Source organism: Aestuariibaculum sp. M13, assembly GCF_024723255.1.
GTDB classification, from domain to species: domain Bacteria; phylum Bacteroidota; class Bacteroidia; order Flavobacteriales; family Flavobacteriaceae; genus Aestuariibaculum; species Aestuariibaculum lutulentum.
Window position 1 is genome coordinate 1175156 of sequence record NZ_JANIAC010000001.1, and the last position, 17542, is coordinate 1192697.

Annotated in this window: 14 protein-coding genes; 5 read left to right on the plus strand and 9 right to left on the minus strand. The window is 35.6% G+C overall.

Going from position 1 to position 17542, the window contains the following annotated elements:
* The first annotated feature begins 7 nt into the window (after positions 1 to 7).
* Positions 8 to 982, plus strand: coding sequence for a succinylglutamate desuccinylase/aspartoacylase family protein (locus tag NO995_RS05005; protein ID WP_240572240.1), 975 nt, complete (start codon positions 8 to 10; stop codon positions 980 to 982).
* 10 nt (positions 983 to 992) lie between these two features.
* On the plus strand, positions 993 to 1556 hold the full coding sequence (locus tag NO995_RS05010; RefSeq protein ID WP_240572241.1) for a 5-formyltetrahydrofolate cyclo-ligase: 564 nt from the start codon (positions 993 to 995) through the stop codon (positions 1554 to 1556).
* On the opposite strand, the gene NO995_RS05015 is transcribed toward NO995_RS05010, so the two are convergent.
* The 9 genes from NO995_RS05015 to panC all read right to left on the minus strand — a co-directional run bounded on the left by NO995_RS05015 (position 1553) and on the right by panC (position 12871).
* The gene (locus tag NO995_RS05015) at positions 1553 to 3439 is read right to left on the minus strand and encodes a hypothetical protein (protein WP_258226530.1); all 1887 of its coding nucleotides are present in this window, start codon (positions 3437 to 3439) and stop codon (positions 1553 to 1555) included. The two genes, NO995_RS05010 and NO995_RS05015, sit on opposite strands and share 4 nt — an antisense overlap.
* A gap of 91 nt (positions 3440 to 3530) precedes the next feature.
* Positions 3531 to 4157 (minus strand): lipoprotein signal peptidase, encoded by a 627-nt coding sequence (locus tag NO995_RS05020; RefSeq protein ID WP_240572243.1) that lies wholly within the window; start codon positions 4155 to 4157, stop codon positions 3531 to 3533.
* A 91-nt stretch (positions 4158 to 4248) separates the two neighbouring features.
* On the minus strand, positions 4249 to 4632 hold the full coding sequence (locus NO995_RS05025; RefSeq protein ID WP_188222823.1) for a TraR/DksA C4-type zinc finger protein: 384 nt from the start codon (positions 4630 to 4632) through the stop codon (positions 4249 to 4251).
* A 4-nt stretch (positions 4633 to 4636) separates the two neighbouring features.
* On the minus strand, positions 4637 to 8041 hold the full coding sequence (ileS, locus tag NO995_RS05030) for an isoleucine--tRNA ligase (protein WP_258226893.1): 3405 nt from the start codon (positions 8039 to 8041) through the stop codon (positions 4637 to 4639).
* Positions 8042 to 8112: 71 nt separating this feature from the next.
* On the minus strand, positions 8113 to 9471 hold the full coding sequence (radA, locus tag NO995_RS05035; RefSeq protein WP_258226531.1) for a DNA repair protein RadA: 1359 nt from the start codon (positions 9469 to 9471) through the stop codon (positions 8113 to 8115).
* Positions 9471 to 10619: an alpha/beta hydrolase gene (locus NO995_RS05040; RefSeq protein WP_258226532.1), complete on the minus strand. Its 1149-nt coding sequence runs from the start codon at positions 10617 to 10619 to the stop codon at positions 9471 to 9473. Before NO995_RS05040 ends, radA begins: the two co-directional genes overlap by 1 nt.
* 63 nt (positions 10620 to 10682) lie before the next feature.
* Positions 10683 to 11642 carry a lysylphosphatidylglycerol synthase transmembrane domain-containing protein gene (locus NO995_RS05045; RefSeq protein WP_258226533.1) on the minus strand — a complete coding sequence of 320 codons (960 nt, stop codon included), beginning with the start codon at positions 11640 to 11642 and terminating at the stop codon, positions 10683 to 10685.
* Between the two features lie 13 nt (positions 11643 to 11655).
* On the minus strand, positions 11656 to 12006 hold the full coding sequence (gene panD / locus NO995_RS05050; protein WP_188214471.1) for an aspartate 1-decarboxylase: 351 nt from the start codon (positions 12004 to 12006) through the stop codon (positions 11656 to 11658).
* A 13-nt stretch (positions 12007 to 12019) separates the two neighbouring features.
* Entirely contained in the window at positions 12020 to 12871 is an 852-nt protein-coding gene (gene panC, locus NO995_RS05055) for a pantoate--beta-alanine ligase (protein ID WP_258226534.1), read from the minus strand.
* 257 nt (positions 12872 to 13128) lie between these two features.
* Here panC and NO995_RS05060 point away from each other — a divergent pair, with 257 nt between their 5' ends.
* The 3 genes from NO995_RS05060 to glmS are packed head-to-tail and all read left to right on the plus strand — an operon-like array spanning position 13129 to position 17517.
* Positions 13129 to 13935, plus strand: a complete 807-nt coding sequence (locus NO995_RS05060; RefSeq protein WP_240572249.1) for a glycogen/starch synthase — start codon at positions 13129 to 13131, stop codon at positions 13933 to 13935.
* Between the two features lie 28 nt (positions 13936 to 13963).
* Positions 13964 to 15664 (plus strand): DUF4270 domain-containing protein, encoded by a 1701-nt coding sequence (locus NO995_RS05065; RefSeq protein WP_258226535.1) that lies wholly within the window; start codon positions 13964 to 13966, stop codon positions 15662 to 15664.
* 5 nt (positions 15665 to 15669) lie between these two features.
* Entirely contained in the window at positions 15670 to 17517 is a 1848-nt protein-coding gene (glmS, locus tag NO995_RS05070; protein WP_258226536.1) for a glutamine--fructose-6-phosphate transaminase (isomerizing), read from the plus strand.
* The last annotated feature ends 25 nt before the right edge of the window (positions 17518 to 17542 follow it).

The following is a 17542-nucleotide window of genomic DNA, read 5'->3' on the forward strand; positions in this document are numbered from 1 at the left end:
TAACTATATGAACACTACTAAACCGGATATTTTAACCATTCTCGACACCCGCATTTTTCCAGGGGAGAGCAGAGAAGTTAATTTTGATGTGGCCAACCTTCACACCTCATCACCGGTTAATGTTCCTGTTATTATTGAACGTGCTAAAAAACCTGGACCTGTTGTATTATTTACAGCAGGCATCCATGGAGATGAAGTTAATGGCGTTGAAATTGTAAGACAACTTATAGCTAAAGGCATTAATAAACCTAAATGCGGTACCATTATTTGTATTCCGGTTATTAATGTTTTTGGTTTTATAAACTTAAAGCGTGAATTCCCCGATGGCCGTGATTTAAACCGTGTTTTCCCCGGAAGCATTGATGGTTCATTAGCAAGTCGCGTTGCCCATAAGCTCATTAATGAGATTGTACCTTATGTCGACTATATTATCGACTTTCATACGGGAGGTTCAGGACGTTTTAATGCTCCGCAAATACGTATTACTAAAGAAAACAAACAGTTAAATGATTTAGCTAAGGTTTTTGGAGCTCCGTTTGTTTTATATTCAAAGAATCTAAACAAATCGTTCAGAAATACCTGCTATAAATTAGGCAAGCCCATGCTCCTTTTTGAAGGCGGAAAATCGTTTCACATTGATGAATCGGTTACGAATTCAGGCGTTAATGGTTCCAAACGCTTACTGAGTCATTTTGGAATGCTGAATCTGAAATCGAAATCTTCAAAACCTAAAAAAGAAACGGTATTTATTAATGAAAGCCGATGGATTCGTGCCAGCTTTTCCGGAATGTTTCGTGCTTCCATCCCTATTGGGTCTCAGGTAAAGAAAGGTGATATTTTAGGACATATTACAGATCCATACGGCAAATTAAACCACGAAGTAAAAGCAACAAATTCAGGCTTTATAATTAATGTAAATGAAGCGCCCATCGTATATCAAGGTGATGCCCTTTTTCATATTTCAAAAAAATTAAAACGCTAAAAGCTCAAACATGCTCAAATCGGATTTACGTAAAACCTATAAACTGCTTCGCAACAATTTATCGGTAAACGATATTGAAGACCTTAGTTTAGAAATTGCCAATAAGCTATTGAAACTTCCTATTTGGGACTATTCGTTTTATCATATCTTCTTAGCTATATCTGAACAAAAAGAAGTAGACACCGATTTTATTTTAAACATCCTATCCGGTAAAGACAAACACATTGTCGTATCGAAAAGTGATTTTAAAACTGGAGAGATGATTAATTATCTTTTAACCGATAGCACATTAATAAAAAAGAACAGCTACAACATACCCGAACCTGTTGACGGTATTGAAATTGCTGCAAATAAAATTGACGTGGTCTTTATTCCGCTTTTAGCCTTTGACCAAAAAGGGAATCGTGTAGGTTACGGCAAAGGATTTTACGATCGCTTTTTAAGCCAATGTAAACCCGAAACTATAAAAATAGGATTATCTTTTTTTGATGCCGAACTTCAAATTCAAGATGTTCACAACAACGACATTACATTAGACTATTGTGTAACACCTAAAAACATTTACACGTTTTAATTATTACAACTTTCGCAATAGTTTTTTCTTAAATACTCATCTTCCAACAACTGAAAGGTAACACCACCCTTTTCAACCGCATTAAACAATTCGCAAAAACGCTGTTTATTCATGTTGGTAGCATTAAGCAATACCGTTCTGTAATCAGGATCTTTGGTTAAGTCGGGATCAACTAAAGTTAAATTCAAATAGTAAAACAATAAGTCTTCATCGATATCAATACTTCTTGCTTTTCGTTCTAACAATTCAACAGCTAAATCGGTATTCGCATAAAAACTAAAAAACTGCGCTAAACTCAAATAATCGTAATCTGAAAGTGGGAACTTTTTATAGTTACCATTTATATACTGAACCGATTGATCCTTATTGGCATAATCTCTGGAACGCATATAATTTTCGGCTTTTATAATGTGATAATTAACCAACATTCGGGCAATGAGTCCGCTACCGATGCCGTAATTTTTAAGTGCATTAATTTCATTTTTAAGTGATACCTCATCAATTTCAATAGCATTATAACGCCATAACTTAATCTTTACCGCCATAATATTATATTTAACACCAGCATCTTTTGGCACTAACTTTTCAAGCTTCTCCAATTCATCATAAACGGTTAAGGCTTCTCTAAAATCGTTCATATATTTATAAGCCGAATTCTTATTAAAAATCTTCACAAACTTATCCTGAAGTGGGATCTCCATTTTATTTAAAATATCGGAAGACGTTTCTTTAGATCGTATTTTCTCGAAAATCGAATTTTGCAACTCCTCGACTTCAGTTAAATTATTAGCTGTAACTGCAGCATTAAACTTGGCTAATAATTGGTCGGCTGATGCTGTACTATACTTATCCTTTTTTTCCAACTCCAATTCAATAACCGCTTTCCTATGATTTTTCAAAATAGGTTCCATCTCTCTGGAAACCGCACCTTCAATCTTGGAACGCACTTCCTTTTTGGTAAGGTTCGACAAATAATCGTATTTGGTTCCTTTAATATCATTAAAAAACTCCACCCAGTTTTCTGAAGCCGTCACATTTGTCTTTATTGTCGATTTTTGAAACGTTTGTAAAGCTGCCACAATACTATTGGCACGCAATTCCTGCAATTCAATATTACGTTGCGGAATGCCTTCAATAGAAGAATAAGCTTTAATGTCGATGGTTTTTATATTAAAATCGGTTAATCGCAACGAGTCGTAAATTGGTTTTATATCGGCTTGAGAATAATTTGACTTATTCTTTTGAAACGGGATAATAAACTTCATGGTTTTATTTCGTATGGAATACGCTTCACCTGTTTCCGATTCTATTTTTTTAGTGTCGTAAGTTAAATCGTCAAGATACATTCCCATATCCAGTAAATCCCAAGCGTAAGATTCCAAATCGTAAATCACATAATATTGACACAAGTTCTTATTGCTTAAAAACAAAATATTAAACTCCATCTCATCATTAAGCAAACCTTCAGGAATATTTCCAATAAAAACACTAAAACGATTTTCGCCAGAAGTCCTTAATCCACTTTTTAAAGCTTGTGCATAAACAGGTTTTAATAAAAAACCTCTTAATTGAGTATTTGCAATAGTTTCTTCAGCGCAAGCGTAACGATCCTTTACAACAATATCGACAGCTATACCATCTCCTGAATTAACAAACAAGGTATTGAACCAATCGTTGTCGTTAACTTCAAAAAACAGCTTGGCGCCATCGCGTTTAACAGAGAACTTTACCTCTTTAGGCTTTTGTCTGAAAGCATCAAAACACGTTTTACATTTCTGATCTCTATCGGTACTTGGAAAAACAATGTCATAGGTATGTTGAGAGAAAACATTGAAATATGATAATAGCAATAATGATAGAAGGAGGAGGGATTTTCCTTTCATTTAGTTGAGAGATTTTAAAATTGGATTAATTAATTTATAAAGTTAAAAAACTCTATAACTTTTTAAATAAGTAGATATACGTATTTTTTGCTTATTTATTGTTTTTAGGGAAAGCTTTTTTATTAAAAACAATAAGCATGATAAAACCCGTACTTATGGCCACATCGGCAATATTGAATACAGGTTCGAAGAAATTAAAACGTTTTCCTCCTGAAATTGGAAACCATTCGGGTAAATCGACCGAAAACAGAGGAAAATAAAGCATATCGACTACTTTTCCGTGTAAAAGTGAATCGTAACCGCCGGCTTCGGGTAAAAACTGTGCTACCTGATTAAAACTATCATCAAACAAAACTCCATAAAATACCGAATCTAAAATATTTCCTAAAGCACCAGCGAAGATTAGTGCTATGGCCAAAATTAAAATTTTAGATCCTTGCTTTTTAGTTGCATCGTATAGCCAATAACCAATACCAAAAATGGCAACTATTCTAAAAACGGTTAACGCTATTTTTGCAGTCCGTTCTGAAATAAAGGAAGTAAAGTCACTAATTTTTGTACCCCAGGCCATCCCGTCGTTCTCAATAAAATAGATTTGAAACCAACTAAAAATCTCAATATTCTCCTGTAATTTAAAATGTGTTTTAATATAAATTTTGCTTACCTGATCGACAAGCAAAATAATGAAGATTAAGACTATTGATTTTTTTAAGGACATAAATAGTTTAGCTGTAACTTAAAGAGGTGTCTTTATAAAAGAAAACGCCCCGATAATTAAACCGAGACGTTAATATTGTATACGTTAAGATTTATTGTTGCATATTTTTGGCCTCGATACTTAAGGTCGCATGAGGGACTAATTTTAAACGCTCTTTATTAATTAACTTACCAGTAACACGACATACCCCGTATGTTTTGTTTTCAATTCTAATAAGCGCATTTTTTAAGTCGCGAATAAATTTTTCCTGACGAATTGCTAAAGCCGAATTCGACTCTTTACTCATTACTTCACTACCTTCATCAAAAGCCTTAAAAGTAGGTGACGTATCTTCGGTACCATTGGTATGGTCGTTCATATACGCACTTTTAATAAGCTCCAAATCGTGCTGTGCTTTAACAATTTTCTCTTGAATAAGTTCTTTGAACTCCGCTAAATCCTTGTCAGAATATCTAACATTTAAATCTAAACTCATAACTTTAATGCTTTTGTATAAACAATTTGGTATTTACATCATCAAACACAACATCTATACCATTTTCTAATTCATCAATTATCTCGAGTTCATTCGCTAATGTTTCAGCTTTAATATATGCCATATTCGCACCTACAGCATTAGCAACTTGCTCGTCATTCTGAAGGATTACGTCTATTCTGTCGGTAAGCTCGAAGCCTGAATCTTTTCTTAAGTTTTGAATACGATTAATAAGCTCTCTCGCAATACCTTCTTTTCTTAAGTCGTCGGTTATGGCAACATCCAGTGCAACTGTTAAAGCCCCTTCATTTGCTACTAACCATCCTTCAATATCCTGAGATGTTATCTCTACATCTCCACGCTCTAAAGTAATACTTTTTCCATTGATATCTACGTCTAAAATACCATTTTGCTCGATTTTTTTGATATCATCGGCAGTAAAGTTATTAACTAACTGAGCCACAGCTTTCATGTCTTTCCCAAATCTTGGACCTAACACTTTAAAGTTTGGTTTTATATTTTTTACTAGAATATCTGATGCATCTTCTAAAACTTCAATCTCTTTAACGTTAACCTCAGACTTTATAAGGTCTGCCACTGCTAAAATCTCATTTTTCTGAGTTTCGCTGTCGATAGGAATCATGATTTTTTGAAGCGGTTGACGCACTTTTATCTTCTCTTTAGCTCTTAGCGAAAGCACTAAAGATGAGATAGTTTGAGCACTTTCCATCTTTCTTTCTAATGACTTATCAACAAACGATTCGTCGTATTTCGGGAAATCAGCTAAGTGAACACTGTCAAATTCTTCCTTCTTGGTTACAGAATTTAAATCTAAATACAAACGATCCATAAAGAAAGGCGCAATTGGCGCACCCAACTTAGCAATGGTTACCATACAGGTATATAACGTTTGATACGCCGAAATCTTATCTTTTTCGTAATCACCTTTCCAGAAACGTCTTCTGCTTAAACGCACAAACCAGTTACTTACGTAATCCTGAGTGAAATCTGAAATGGCACGCGCGGCTCTGGTTGGTTCGTATTCTGCGTAAAATTCGTCAACTTTCTTGATTAACGTATGTAATTCTGAAAGAATCCAACGGTCTATTTCCGGACGTTCTTCTAACGGGATATCGGCTTCAGCGTATGTGAAGTTATCCAGATTTGTATATAATGTGAAGAACGAATACGTGTTATATAATGTTCCGAAGAATTTACGTTTTACTTCCTCTACACCTTCTAAATCGAATTTTAAGTTATCCCAAGGATTCGCATTACTAATCATGTACCAACGCGTCGCATCGGCACCGTAATTTCCTAAGGTTTCAAACGGATCGACAGCATTACCAAGACGTTTCGACATTTTTTGTCCGTTCTTATCTAATACCAGTCCGTTCGACACAACGTTTTTATAAGCTACAGAATCAAAAACCATAGTTCCAATAGCGTGAAGTGTATAGAACCAACCACGGGTCTGGTCTACCCCTTCAGCAATGAAATCTGCAGGATAAGATGCTCCGTTGTCTATTAACTCTTTGTTTTCAAATGGATAATGCCACTGCGCATAAGGCATCGCACCAGAATCGAACCATACATCAATAAGGTCGCTTTCGCGGAACATTTTCTGTCCTGATGAAGAAACTAGAACAATTTCATCAATGATATTTTTATGTAAATCGATTTGCGCGTAGTTTTCTTCAGAATTATTTCCAACTTCAAAGTTCTGGAAAATATCTTCAGTCATTACACCGGCTTCAACGGCTTTAGCCATCTCGGCTTTTAACTCTTCTACAGATCCGATGCAGATTTCCTCTTTACCATCTTCTGTTCTCCAGATTGGTAATGGAATACCCCAGTAACGTGAACGTGATAGGTTCCAGTCGTTCGCATTTGCCAACCAGTTCCCAAAACGACCTGTTCCTGTTGCTTTTGGTTTCCAGTTTATGGTTTCGTTAAGCTCGAACATGCGTTCTTTAACATCGGTAACTTTAATAAACCAAGAATCTAATGGGTAATAAAGAATTGGTTTATCGGTTCTCCAACAGTTCGGGTAACTGTGTTTATATTTTTCAACCTTAAAGGCTTTATTTTCTGTTTTTAACTGAATAGCGATTTCTACGTCAACCGATTTTTCTGGTTCTTCACCATCAGCATAGTACTCATTCTTCACGTATTTACCAGCATACTCACCCATTTCTGGTCTGAATTTACCTTGTAAATCTACTAACGGCACTAAGTTTCCGTTTTCATCTTTCACTAACATAGGTGGTACTTCCGGTGTAGCTTGTTTTGCTACCAAGGCATCATCGGCACCAAAAGTAGGTGCTGTATGTACGATACCTGTTCCGTCTTCGGTAGTTACGAAATCCCCAGAAATAACTCTAAACGCATTTTCAGGATTGTCGTTTGGTAACGCATATGGTAATAATTGCTCGTAAGTAATTCCTACTAAATCACTACCAACAAACTCCTTAACGATGTAGTATGGTATTTTTTTATCACCTTCTTTGTAAGCTGCAACTTCAGACTGATCCTCAACTTGTTTGAATTTTCCAGCAAACTGATAGCTTACTAATTTTTTAGCTAACACTACTTTAACCGGCTCGAAAGTATACTGGTTGAAAGTTTCAACTAAAACGTAGTCAATTTTTGGCCCAACGGTTAATGCCGTGTTACTTGGTAAGGTCCAAGGTGTAGTCGTCCAGGCTAGGAAATGAATATCGCCTTCATTTTGTAAAAACTCAGGTAACGATTCTTGTTTCGTTTTAAACTGTGCAACAATTGTCGTATCGGTAACATCCTGATAGGTTCCCGGCTGATTCAACTCATGCGAACTTAATCCGGTACCCGCTTTTGGAGAATACGGCTGAATGGTATACCCTTTGTATAACAGGTTTTTAGAGTAAATCTGTTTTAGTAACCACCAAACAGATTCCATGTATTTTGGTTTGTAGGTAATGTATGGATCTTCCATATCTACCCAATACCCCATTTTTTCTGTTAAGTCATTCCAAATATCAGTGTAACGCATTACTGCTTTACGACATGCTTCGTTATATTCTTCAACAGAAATAGTCTTACCAATATCTTCTTTAGTAATTCCTAATTCCTTTTCAACACCAAGCTCGACTGGAAGACCATGTGTATCCCAACCTGCTTTACGTTTTACCTGATATCCTTTTTGTGTTTTATAACGACAGAAAATATCTTTAATGGCACGCGCCATAACGTGGTGTATTCCTGGAAGACCGTTTGCTGAAGGTGGTCCTTCAAAAAACACAAACGATTCGTTGTTTTCTCTTGTAGAAACACTCTTTTCAAAAATATTGTTTTCCTGCCAATAGTTAAGAATTTCTTCTGCTACTTTTGGCAAGTCAAGACCTTTATATTCAGGGAATTTAGAACTCATTTTATCAATTTTCATTTCGAGGTGCGAAATTAAGGAATTTTGACAAAATAGTCGTGCCGATTAGAAGTAAATTAAACAATAAAACCTACCAGATCCTCAATTTTTGATATCATTTGAATTTTTATCGCCGTATTCTTAAGAGAAATCTTATTGTATTTCGATACAAAAATGGTTGAAAATCCTAATTTTTCGGCCTCTAAAATGCGTTGTTCCACACGTTGTACCGGACGAATTTCTCCCGACAAACCGACCTCGGCTGCAAAACAAAAATCCTTTTCCAGAGCCACATCTTCGTTTGATGATAAAATGGATGCAACCACCGCCAAATCAATTGCTGGATCATCTACTGTAATACCTCCGGTGATGTTTAAAAAGACGTCTTTTGCTCCAAGTCTGAACCCAGCTCGTTTTTCTAAAACTGCCAGTAACATATTCAATCGTTTCGCATTAAATCCCGTTGCACTACGCTGTGGCGTACCATAAACAGCGGTACTTACCAACGCCTGAACTTCAATCATTAACGGGCGCATACCCTCTAAAGTGGCAGCGACTGCATTACCTGAAAGTTCTTCATCTTTTTTAGAAATAAGAATTTCGGAAGGATTAGTAACCTCACGTAAACCAGAACCCTGCATTTCGTAAATTCCGAGTTCGTTGGTTGACCCAAACCGGTTTTTATTTGCTCTTAATATTCTGAAAATATGATTTCTGTCGCCTTCAAACTGAAGCACTGTATCAACCATGTGTTCCAAAATTTTTGGTCCTGCGATATTGCCATCTTTCGTGATGTGACCAATTAAAATAACAGGCGTTGCCGTTTCTTTTGCAAATTTTATCAGCTCAGTAGTACATTCTTTAATTTGAGAAATACTTCCTGAAGACGATTCTATATAATCACTGTGCAAGGTTTGAATAGAATCGACAATCACCACATCGGGCTCTAAAGCTTCAATCTGCTTAAAGATATTCTGCGTTTTGGTCTCCGTTAAAATGTAGCAATTATTGTTATTCGGATTAATACGCTCGGCACGCATTTTAATTTGCTTCTGACTCTCTTCACCAGAAACATAAAGGGTTTTATAAGGTAATTTCAATGAAATTTGAAGCAGCAACGTACTCTTTCCAATACCAGGCTCTCCCCCTAAGAGTGTTAACGACCCAGGAACTAAACCTCCTCCAAGCACACGATTAAACTCCCCGTCAGTGGTATCTAATCGAGGTTCTTTTGACACATCAATATCTTTGACACGTAAAGGGACCGCAGCCTTTTTAACCGAAGAAGTCGGCGATTTCCAGTCACTTTTTTCAGGTGTTTGAATAACCTCTTCAACTATTGTATTCCACTCTTTACACGCATTACATTGCCCCTGCCACTTAGCATATTGTGAGCCACAACTCTGACAAAAAAACGTTGTTTTAACTTTCACCATTAATATCCAAAATCTGCTTTAATTGCCTCTGCTTTTTCTACCATTAAATCTTTAGTAATCCCTCCTATTTCGTCCAAAATATAAGCAGACTGATAGGTTTTCATTGCTTTTTTAGCATCACCTGTTTCTTCATAAAAACGAGCTAAATAGTAGTTTCCTAACAACGTATCAGGATAGGCATCGCGCGCCAAATCCCCTAATCTTTCAAAATCTTCAAAAGTTTCCTTCTTTTCTATTGCTGCAGCAATAGCTCTAAAATCGTTTACTAAAATTGGCTTTTTTATTCCGAATAAATCATAAATCGACTGATATTTTGCTTCTAAATAAGCCACCGGAGAATCCTCTAACTTTAATATAACATCCTGATATTCCTGTTTACTAATTGGCTTATACACACTAAAAATAGTTTCAATCGCATTTGGTAAGGCATGTGCCGGAGCCGAATAATGTGAAGGCCCTTCAAACCCCTGATATTTATAAACGACGTTTTTATTATTCACTGTAGACATGTCTTGATTTAACACCTTAGCCATCTCTTTTACAGAACCTATATCGTTATTGGTATACGACAAATAATAAAATATTTTTGAAGCTGTTTTGCTCAACTGCCCTGGTAAATACTTAATCATACCCGGAGCTAAAACCGGACTCATGGCAATATACCCTTGGAATATTGGTTGTGGTTTCAATAAAAAGTAATTAATAAAATTAGCCGTTTCCCCATGACCTACAGCCACTTTAAAATTACCTATTTTGTACTTATTCTGAATATAAGGAATTAACTCCATGCCTACGAATTCAAAGAAACTTGCTCCAGATTCTATGGGTAATGAATTTTGCTCGGAATACAGGCAATCATCATAACGTTTACCATACTGATTAACACCTACAACAATAGCTTCCGGCATATCTTCCCAATACGAGTAATAATCTGTATTTCCAACTACGGCTTCAAACAAATAATCACCATCAAAAACGATAAACAGCGGATAGGTTTTATTTTTATCACTTCCGTAACCACGAGGTAACTGAATTTTAATTTCACGGGTATCGCCTAATCTTGACGATTCAATTTTCTCGAATTTTACCTGAGCCTGCGTAACATTTAATGAAACTAACAGTACTAAAACAGAAAGTATACATTTCATGATAAAAAATGATTTGAGATTTATTAGGGCAAGTTATGAAATAAACTACAACTAAAAAACGAGTTAGGCTTTGTTTTTTCGGTTGTAGATTGGTAAGTAAAATAATGAAAGACCTCCAAAAATGATAATCATAAGGGTTTGAGAAGCCCACATAATCCACCCAAATGCAATACTAGGTTCTTCAGCAATTCCAAATAATGAAAAAGCTGCATAAACCGCCAATGGATAAGACCCAATGCCACCGTTTGTAGCTGCTATGCTAAAACTTGCAGAAATAAAACCTACTAAAACAACTCCTAAAGAAATACCTTTTAAATCGGGAATTGCAAACGACGTGACATAAAACATGAGCACGTACATCGCCCAGATAAACAGGGTATGAAAAATGAAAGCCCACTTTTTCTTCATTTTAAAAATACTCAGTAAACCTTCCAATAAACCAGAAACAAAGGTTCTTATTTTTTGAGCAAATTTGGAATCACTTCGCTTTAAATAATTAAAAAACAGTAATAACCCTAAAATTCCAATGACAGCTAAACCACCTATTTTCACAGGATCTAATCGCTCAATAAAAAAGCCGTAAATAAAATCGAATTGAAGAAAAAGCGTCACGATAATAATTCCCATCATAACAATTAAATCGGCAATACGTTCGGCGACAATGGTTCCAAACCCTTTTTCGAACGGGACGTCTTCGTAATTTGAAAGAATTGAAGCACGAGCTACTTCGCCGGCTCTGGGAATGGTATAATTTATTAAATAGGTAGCAAACACCGCCATAAAACTATTCGCATACCGAACATGATATCCCATGGGATCTAACTGAAACCTCCAGCGATACGCTCTGGACATATGACTTAGAAGCCCTAAAAAAACACCTAAAAGAATCCAAACATAATCAGATTCTTTTAGGTATTGAAAAATTTCATTTATGGAAACTTTAGACAACGAATACCAGACTAAAAACACCCCTAACAATAAAGGAAGTACTACTTTTAAGACCTTGGTTATCTTCAGCTTCAAATAATTGAATATTTTATTTTAATAAGTTTGTTGCTTCATCTGGGAATACTAAAGAAGGCTTAAAGGTTTTAGCTTCTTCGTAATCCATAATAGCGTAAGTGATAAGAATTAACGTATCTCCTACCGCCACTTTACGGGCTGCTGCACCGTTAAGGGTAATTTCTCCACTATTACGAGGACCAGGAATACAATACGTTTCCAAACGCTCACCATTGTCGTTATTTACAATTTGAACTTTTTCGCCTTGTATAATATTGGCAGCTTCCATTAAATCCTCATCAATAGTAATACTACCAATGTAATTAAGTTCCGCACCGGTACACTTAACTCTGTGAATCTTAGATTTTACGACTTGAATTTGCATGTGGCAAAGGTAATTAATTTAGAGCAATATTATCAATCAGTCTTATATCATCTGCATATACTGCAATAAACGCTCTGTATTGTTTGTTATTTTCTTTTTCTGTTACGGTTTTAAGAGTTACAACATCGGCGATGATAAAATATTCCAATTCCAACAACTCCTGACTTTTAAACTCTTTTTCAACCCATTGTGTCACCTCTTCAGCACTTTTTGTACCAAAATAATCTTTGGCAGCTGTTAAAGTTTTGTAAATAAAAGGCGCTACCTCAAGATATTCCGGCTTTAAACGTGTATTTCGAGAACTCATCGCTAAACCAGAATCTTCTCTGAAAATATCGCAACCCACAATATTTACAGGTATATTATATTTTTCAACCAGTTTTTTTACAATTTGTAACTGCTGAAAATCTTTTTCTCCAAAATAAGCGTTATCCGGTTTTGCAATTTCAAATAAACGCTTCACTATGGTTCCAACGCCATCAAAATGTCCATCACGAAAACGTCCTTCCATTTCATGTTCCAATCCGTCATAATCAAAATGCTCGGCTTCCAGTTTTTCTTCGTAAACATCTTCAACCGTTGGTGCATAAACCAAGATATCATTTTTACTTACACCCTCTAACAGTTCTACATCACGTTCTAATGTTCTTGGGTATTTCTGTAAATCATCTTTATTATCAAACTGTGTCGGGTTCACAAAAATACTAACAACAACCTTGTCATTATCCTGTAATGCCTTTTCTACCAATGCCAAATGCCCTTGGTGTAAGGCTCCCATAGTTGGTACCATACCAATGCTTAAGTTTTGGTCTTTAAAAGCACTTAATACTTTCGTAATTTGTTGTTTTTCTGAATAAACTTCCACGGTTCGATTTAAATTTAGCGGGTGCAAACTTAAGATTTTACAAGCAATCTGCATAAATTTTTGTACTTTTGCGTGTTTTTTATTTTGAATTAAAAAAAGCAGCGCCCTATTAAAACAAGTAAATTGTATTTCTAAAATCGCAGGAATACCGCATTATTGTTGCTTTAGGCCACTAACAATAAACCAAAAATAAAAGTTATTTAGGCTAATCCCTTTTTAACACAATTAAGTACTTATAAAGCAATAAATAAAAACACATGAAAGATAAGAGGATATTGTATGTATCATCTGAAGTAGTGCCTTATTTACCGGAAACCGAAATTTCTTCAATGTCTTTTGAAGCACCAAGATTAGTCAATCAACAAGGTGGGCAAATAAGGATTTTTATGCCACGATACGGCAACATTAACGAGAGAAGACATCAATTACATGAAGTTATAAGACTTTCTGGTATCAATTTAGTGATTAACGATTTAGACATGCCACTTATTATTAAAGTAGCATCGATACCAAAAGAGCGCATCCAGGTGTATTTTATTGATAACGACGAATATTTTAAAAGAAAAGCAACGTTGACCGATGAAGACGGAAACTTATTTCCTGACAACGACGAACGTGCCATCTTTTTTGCCAAAGGCGTTATCGAAACTGTTAAAAAACTAAACTGGTCTCCAGATATTATTCACGTTCACGGTTGGTTAGCATCCCTATTACCAATCTATCTGAAAGAGTACTATAAAGATGAGCCTTTATTTAATGAAAGTAAGATTGTAACCTCAGTTTACAGTCAAAGTTTTAACAATTCATTAAATGAAGATATGGTTAATAAAGTTAAATTTGACAATATTAACGAAGATGCCATCAAAGTGCTTGAAGAGCCTTCGTACGTGAATTTAATGAAAGTAGCTGTTGATTATTCTGATGCGCTTATTATTGGATCTGAGGAAATTCCTGCAGATTTAAAAGCCTATGTAGACGCATCGAACAAACCTACTTTAGAATACAAACCAAAAGATGAATTTGGCACCGCTTACACAACATTCTTTAATGAACACGTGTTATAAGTAACCAAATATTCTTTCAAAACTATATATGAAAAAGACCATTAGCGCCCTTAAATTTTGTGCAGTTTGTTCAGTAATCATCTCTTCCTTTTTGGCTTGCGATAAAGACTTTGCATCTGTAGAAAGTGATGTACTTGGAGATGACAATACCAACTTTCAAACCAATAGAGAGTCCTTACCCATACTAGCATATAACAAAAAATTAAACTCGTTACAAATAGATGGATTAACATCTAACCTTCTTGGTGTTTTTAACGATCCTGCTTTTGGTCAAACCACTGCAAGTATAGTAACACAGGTTACACCTTCTAGTTACAGTCCGGATTTTGGTGACGATACCGTTATTGATTCTGTAGTGATGACCATTCCTTACTACAGCAGAATTAAAGGTCTAGACGACGAAGGGTTAAACGAATATACCATTGGCGACTCTTTATATGGCAATGCCGAAGCTCCTATTAAATTAACCGTTTTTAAAAATGAATATTTCTTAAGAGATTTTGACCCAACGGCAGAGCTAGGCGACGTTCAATATTACTACTCAAAAGCAGATGGTGAAATAAATGTTACTGATAATTTTGCTTTAAACGGATCGTCTACAATTAATTTTGATGACCATAAATACACGACTGATACCATCTTAGCAATTCCTTCATTTATACCAAGTGCAAAGAGAATTCTATTGGTTACAAGAGATGAAGATAATGAAGTAACTTCAAGCACTAATTTAGCGCCTTCGTTTCGCGTAAAATTAGATACAGATTTTTGGCAATCACACATCATTGATCAAGAAGATAACGACGTGCTTTCAAATGCAAGTGCCTTTAGAAACTATTTCAGAGGATTATACTTTAAAGCTGAAACTATCTCTGCTGATGGACATATGCTTATGTTAAACTTAGCTTCTTCTGATGCTAATATCGTTATTTACTATTCGTATAATACCACAACAGGAACTGGTGATAATGCAACAACAACGAAGTCTAACAGCACTTATACTCTTAGTTTTTCTGGTAAACGGTTAAATACATTTATCAATAACTATAATTTACAAACTCTTGCGGATGGCAACTCAACAGAAGGCGATGAGAAATTATATTTAAAGGGTACAGAAGGCTCCATGGCTGTTGTAGATTTATTCCCAACAGATGAAGATTTAAAAACATTTATTGACAACCACAGAGTTTTACTTGAAAGCGGAGAATACAAAAAAGACGAAAGAGGCAACTATATTTTACAACGTCTAATTAACGATGCGCAATTAATCGTTTATGAAGACCAGAGTATGAATACCGGAGGAGATGGAGATTTCCACAAATACGATCGCCTATACGCTTATGATGTTAACAACAACATCCCTTTAATTGACTATTCTGTAGATCCAATTTCTAATACAGCAGATCCTTTCAATTCTATTGTTGTACATTTAGGGCAACGCAGAGAAAACGACGAAAACGGACAAGCTAAATACAAAATCCGCATCACAGAACATTTGAATAATATTTTATTAAGAGATTCAACAAATACGAAAGTTGGTTTGGTTTTATCGACTAATGTAAACTCAACCACAAATGCTAAAATATTAGATAGTGAAGGTAGCGAAGTAACAAATGTACCTGCTGCTTCCATTATTACACCAAGAGGGACCATTTTACACGGAACGAACGATAATGTTTCTGAAACTGTAAAAATGAAATTAGAAGTATTTTTCACTGAACCTAAGGAATAAGATTTATGTGTGGAATTGTAGGATATATAGGCAAGCGTGAAGCCTATCCTATCATTATTGAAGGCTTAAAACGCCTTGAATATCGAGGATACGATAGTGCTGGGGTAGCGCTTTATGATGGCGATAACCTTAGAATATCTAAAACAAAAGGAAAGGTTTCCGATTTAGAAGAACGTTGTAAAAACGAAAACAACACATTTGGAAACATTGGAATTGGTCATACGCGTTGGGCAACGCATGGTGTCCCAAACGATGTCAATTCTCATCCTCATGTATCAAACTCAGGAAATCTGGCGATAATTCATAACGGAATTATTGAAAATTACGAATCGCTTAAGAAAGAATTAATCTCCAGAGGTTATACCTTTAAATCGGATACTGATACCGAAGTTTTAATCAATCTTATTGAAGACATTCAAAAGCAAGAAGATGTAAAACTTGGTAAAGCAGTACAGATTGCGTTAAATCAGGTTATCGGAGCTTACGCTATTGCTGTCTTTGACCAAAACAACCCGGATGAAATTGTTATTGCGCGATTAGGAAGTCCGTTAACGGTTGGTGTTGGTGAAGACGAATTCTTTATCGCCAGCGATGCCTCTCCATTTTTAGAATACACTAAAAATGCCATTTACCTGGAAGATGAAGAAATGGCTATTGTGAGACTGCATCGTGAGATTAAAGTCAGAAAAATTAAAGACGATTCTTTAGTCGATCCATATATTCAGGAATTAAAACTAAATCTTGAACAAATAGAAAAAGGGGGTTACGAGCATTTCATGTTAAAAGAAATTCACGAGCAACCTAAAGCCATTACCGATACCTATCGCGGTAGATTGTTAAGAAACGAAGCTATTATTAAAATGGCAGGTGTTGAGGATAACATGAAGAAATTCCTTAATGCTAACAGAATCATAATTGTAGCTTGTGGCACGTCGTGGCACGCTGGTTTAGTTGCTGAATATATCTTTGAAGATTTAGCAAGAATTCCGGTTGAAGTAGAATATGCTTCAGAGTTTAGATACAGAAATCCCATCATTAACGAGAACGATATTGTTATCGCCATTTCACAATCTGGTGAAACTGCCGATACATTAGCTGCTATAAAACTTGCCAAGTCTAAAGGCGCATTTGTTTTTGGTGTTTGTAATGTTGTAGGATCTTCTATTGCTCGCGAAACTGATGCAGGTGCTTACACTCATGCGGGACCAGAAATTGGAGTAGCTTCAACCAAAGCTTTTACAACCCAAATTACTGTATTAACACTAATGGCATTAAGGTTGGCCAGAGCTAAAGGAACTATTAGTAGTTCTGAATTCCGTCAGCATTTATTAGAACTAGAAATGATTCCTAAAAAGGTGGAAAAAGCTTTAGAAGCCGATGCCCATATTAGAGAGATTTCAGATTTATATAAAGATTCACGCAACTGTTTATATCTAGGTCGCGGGTACAATTTTCCGGTAGCACTTGAAGGCGCTTTAAAACTTAAGGAGATTTCATATATCCATGCTGAAGGTTATCCGGCTGCAGAGATGAAGCACGGACCAATTGCTTTGATTGACGAAAATATGCCAATCGTCGTTATCGCAACCAAAAAAGGGCATTACGAAAAAGTAGTGAGCAACATTCAGGAGATTAAGTCTAGAAAAGGAAAAATTATCGGAATTGTCACCGAAGGCGATGAACAGGTAAGAGCACTTGCCGATCACGTGATTGAAGTTCCTGAAACTTTAGAATCATTATCACCTTTATTAACTACAATTCCGCTGCAATTGTTATCATATCATATTGCAGTTTTATTAGGTAAAAACGTGGATCAACCTCGTAATTTAGCCAAATCGGTTACCGTAGAATAAAAAACAACAATACATTTTTAAAAAG

Bases quoted from the DNA above. Each gene is read 5' to 3' on its own strand.
- NO995_RS05005 (WP_240572240.1), top strand. From the start codon at position 8: ATGAACACTACTAAACCGGATATTTTAACCATTCTCGACACCCGCATT.
- NO995_RS05010 (WP_240572241.1), top strand. From the start codon at position 993: ATGCTCAAATCGGATTTACGTAAAACCTATAAACTGCTTCGCAACAAT.
- NO995_RS05015 (WP_258226530.1), bottom strand. From the start codon at position 3,439: ATGAAAGGAAAATCCCTCCTCCTTCTATCATTATTGCTATTATCATAT.
- NO995_RS05020 (WP_240572243.1), bottom strand. From the start codon at position 4,157: ATGTCCTTAAAAAAATCAATAGTCTTAATCTTCATTATTTTGCTTGTC.
- NO995_RS05025 (WP_188222823.1), bottom strand. From the start codon at position 4,632: ATGAGTTTAGATTTAAATGTTAGATATTCTGACAAGGATTTAGCGGAG.
- ileS (WP_258226893.1), bottom strand. From the start codon at position 8,041: ATGAGTTCTAAATTCCCTGAATATAAAGGTCTTGACTTGCCAAAAGTA.
- radA (WP_258226531.1), bottom strand. From the start codon at position 9,471: ATGGTGAAAGTTAAAACAACGTTTTTTTGTCAGAGTTGTGGCTCACAA.
- NO995_RS05040 (WP_258226532.1), bottom strand. From the start codon at position 10,619: ATGAAATGTATACTTTCTGTTTTAGTACTGTTAGTTTCATTAAATGTT.
- panD (WP_188214471.1), bottom strand. From the start codon at position 12,006: ATGCAAATTCAAGTCGTAAAATCTAAGATTCACAGAGTTAAGTGTACC.
- NO995_RS05060 (WP_240572249.1), top strand. From the start codon at position 13,129: ATGAAAGATAAGAGGATATTGTATGTATCATCTGAAGTAGTGCCTTAT.
- NO995_RS05065 (WP_258226535.1), top strand. From the start codon at position 13,964: ATGAAAAAGACCATTAGCGCCCTTAAATTTTGTGCAGTTTGTTCAGTA.
- glmS (WP_258226536.1), top strand. From the start codon at position 15,670: ATGTGTGGAATTGTAGGATATATAGGCAAGCGTGAAGCCTATCCTATC.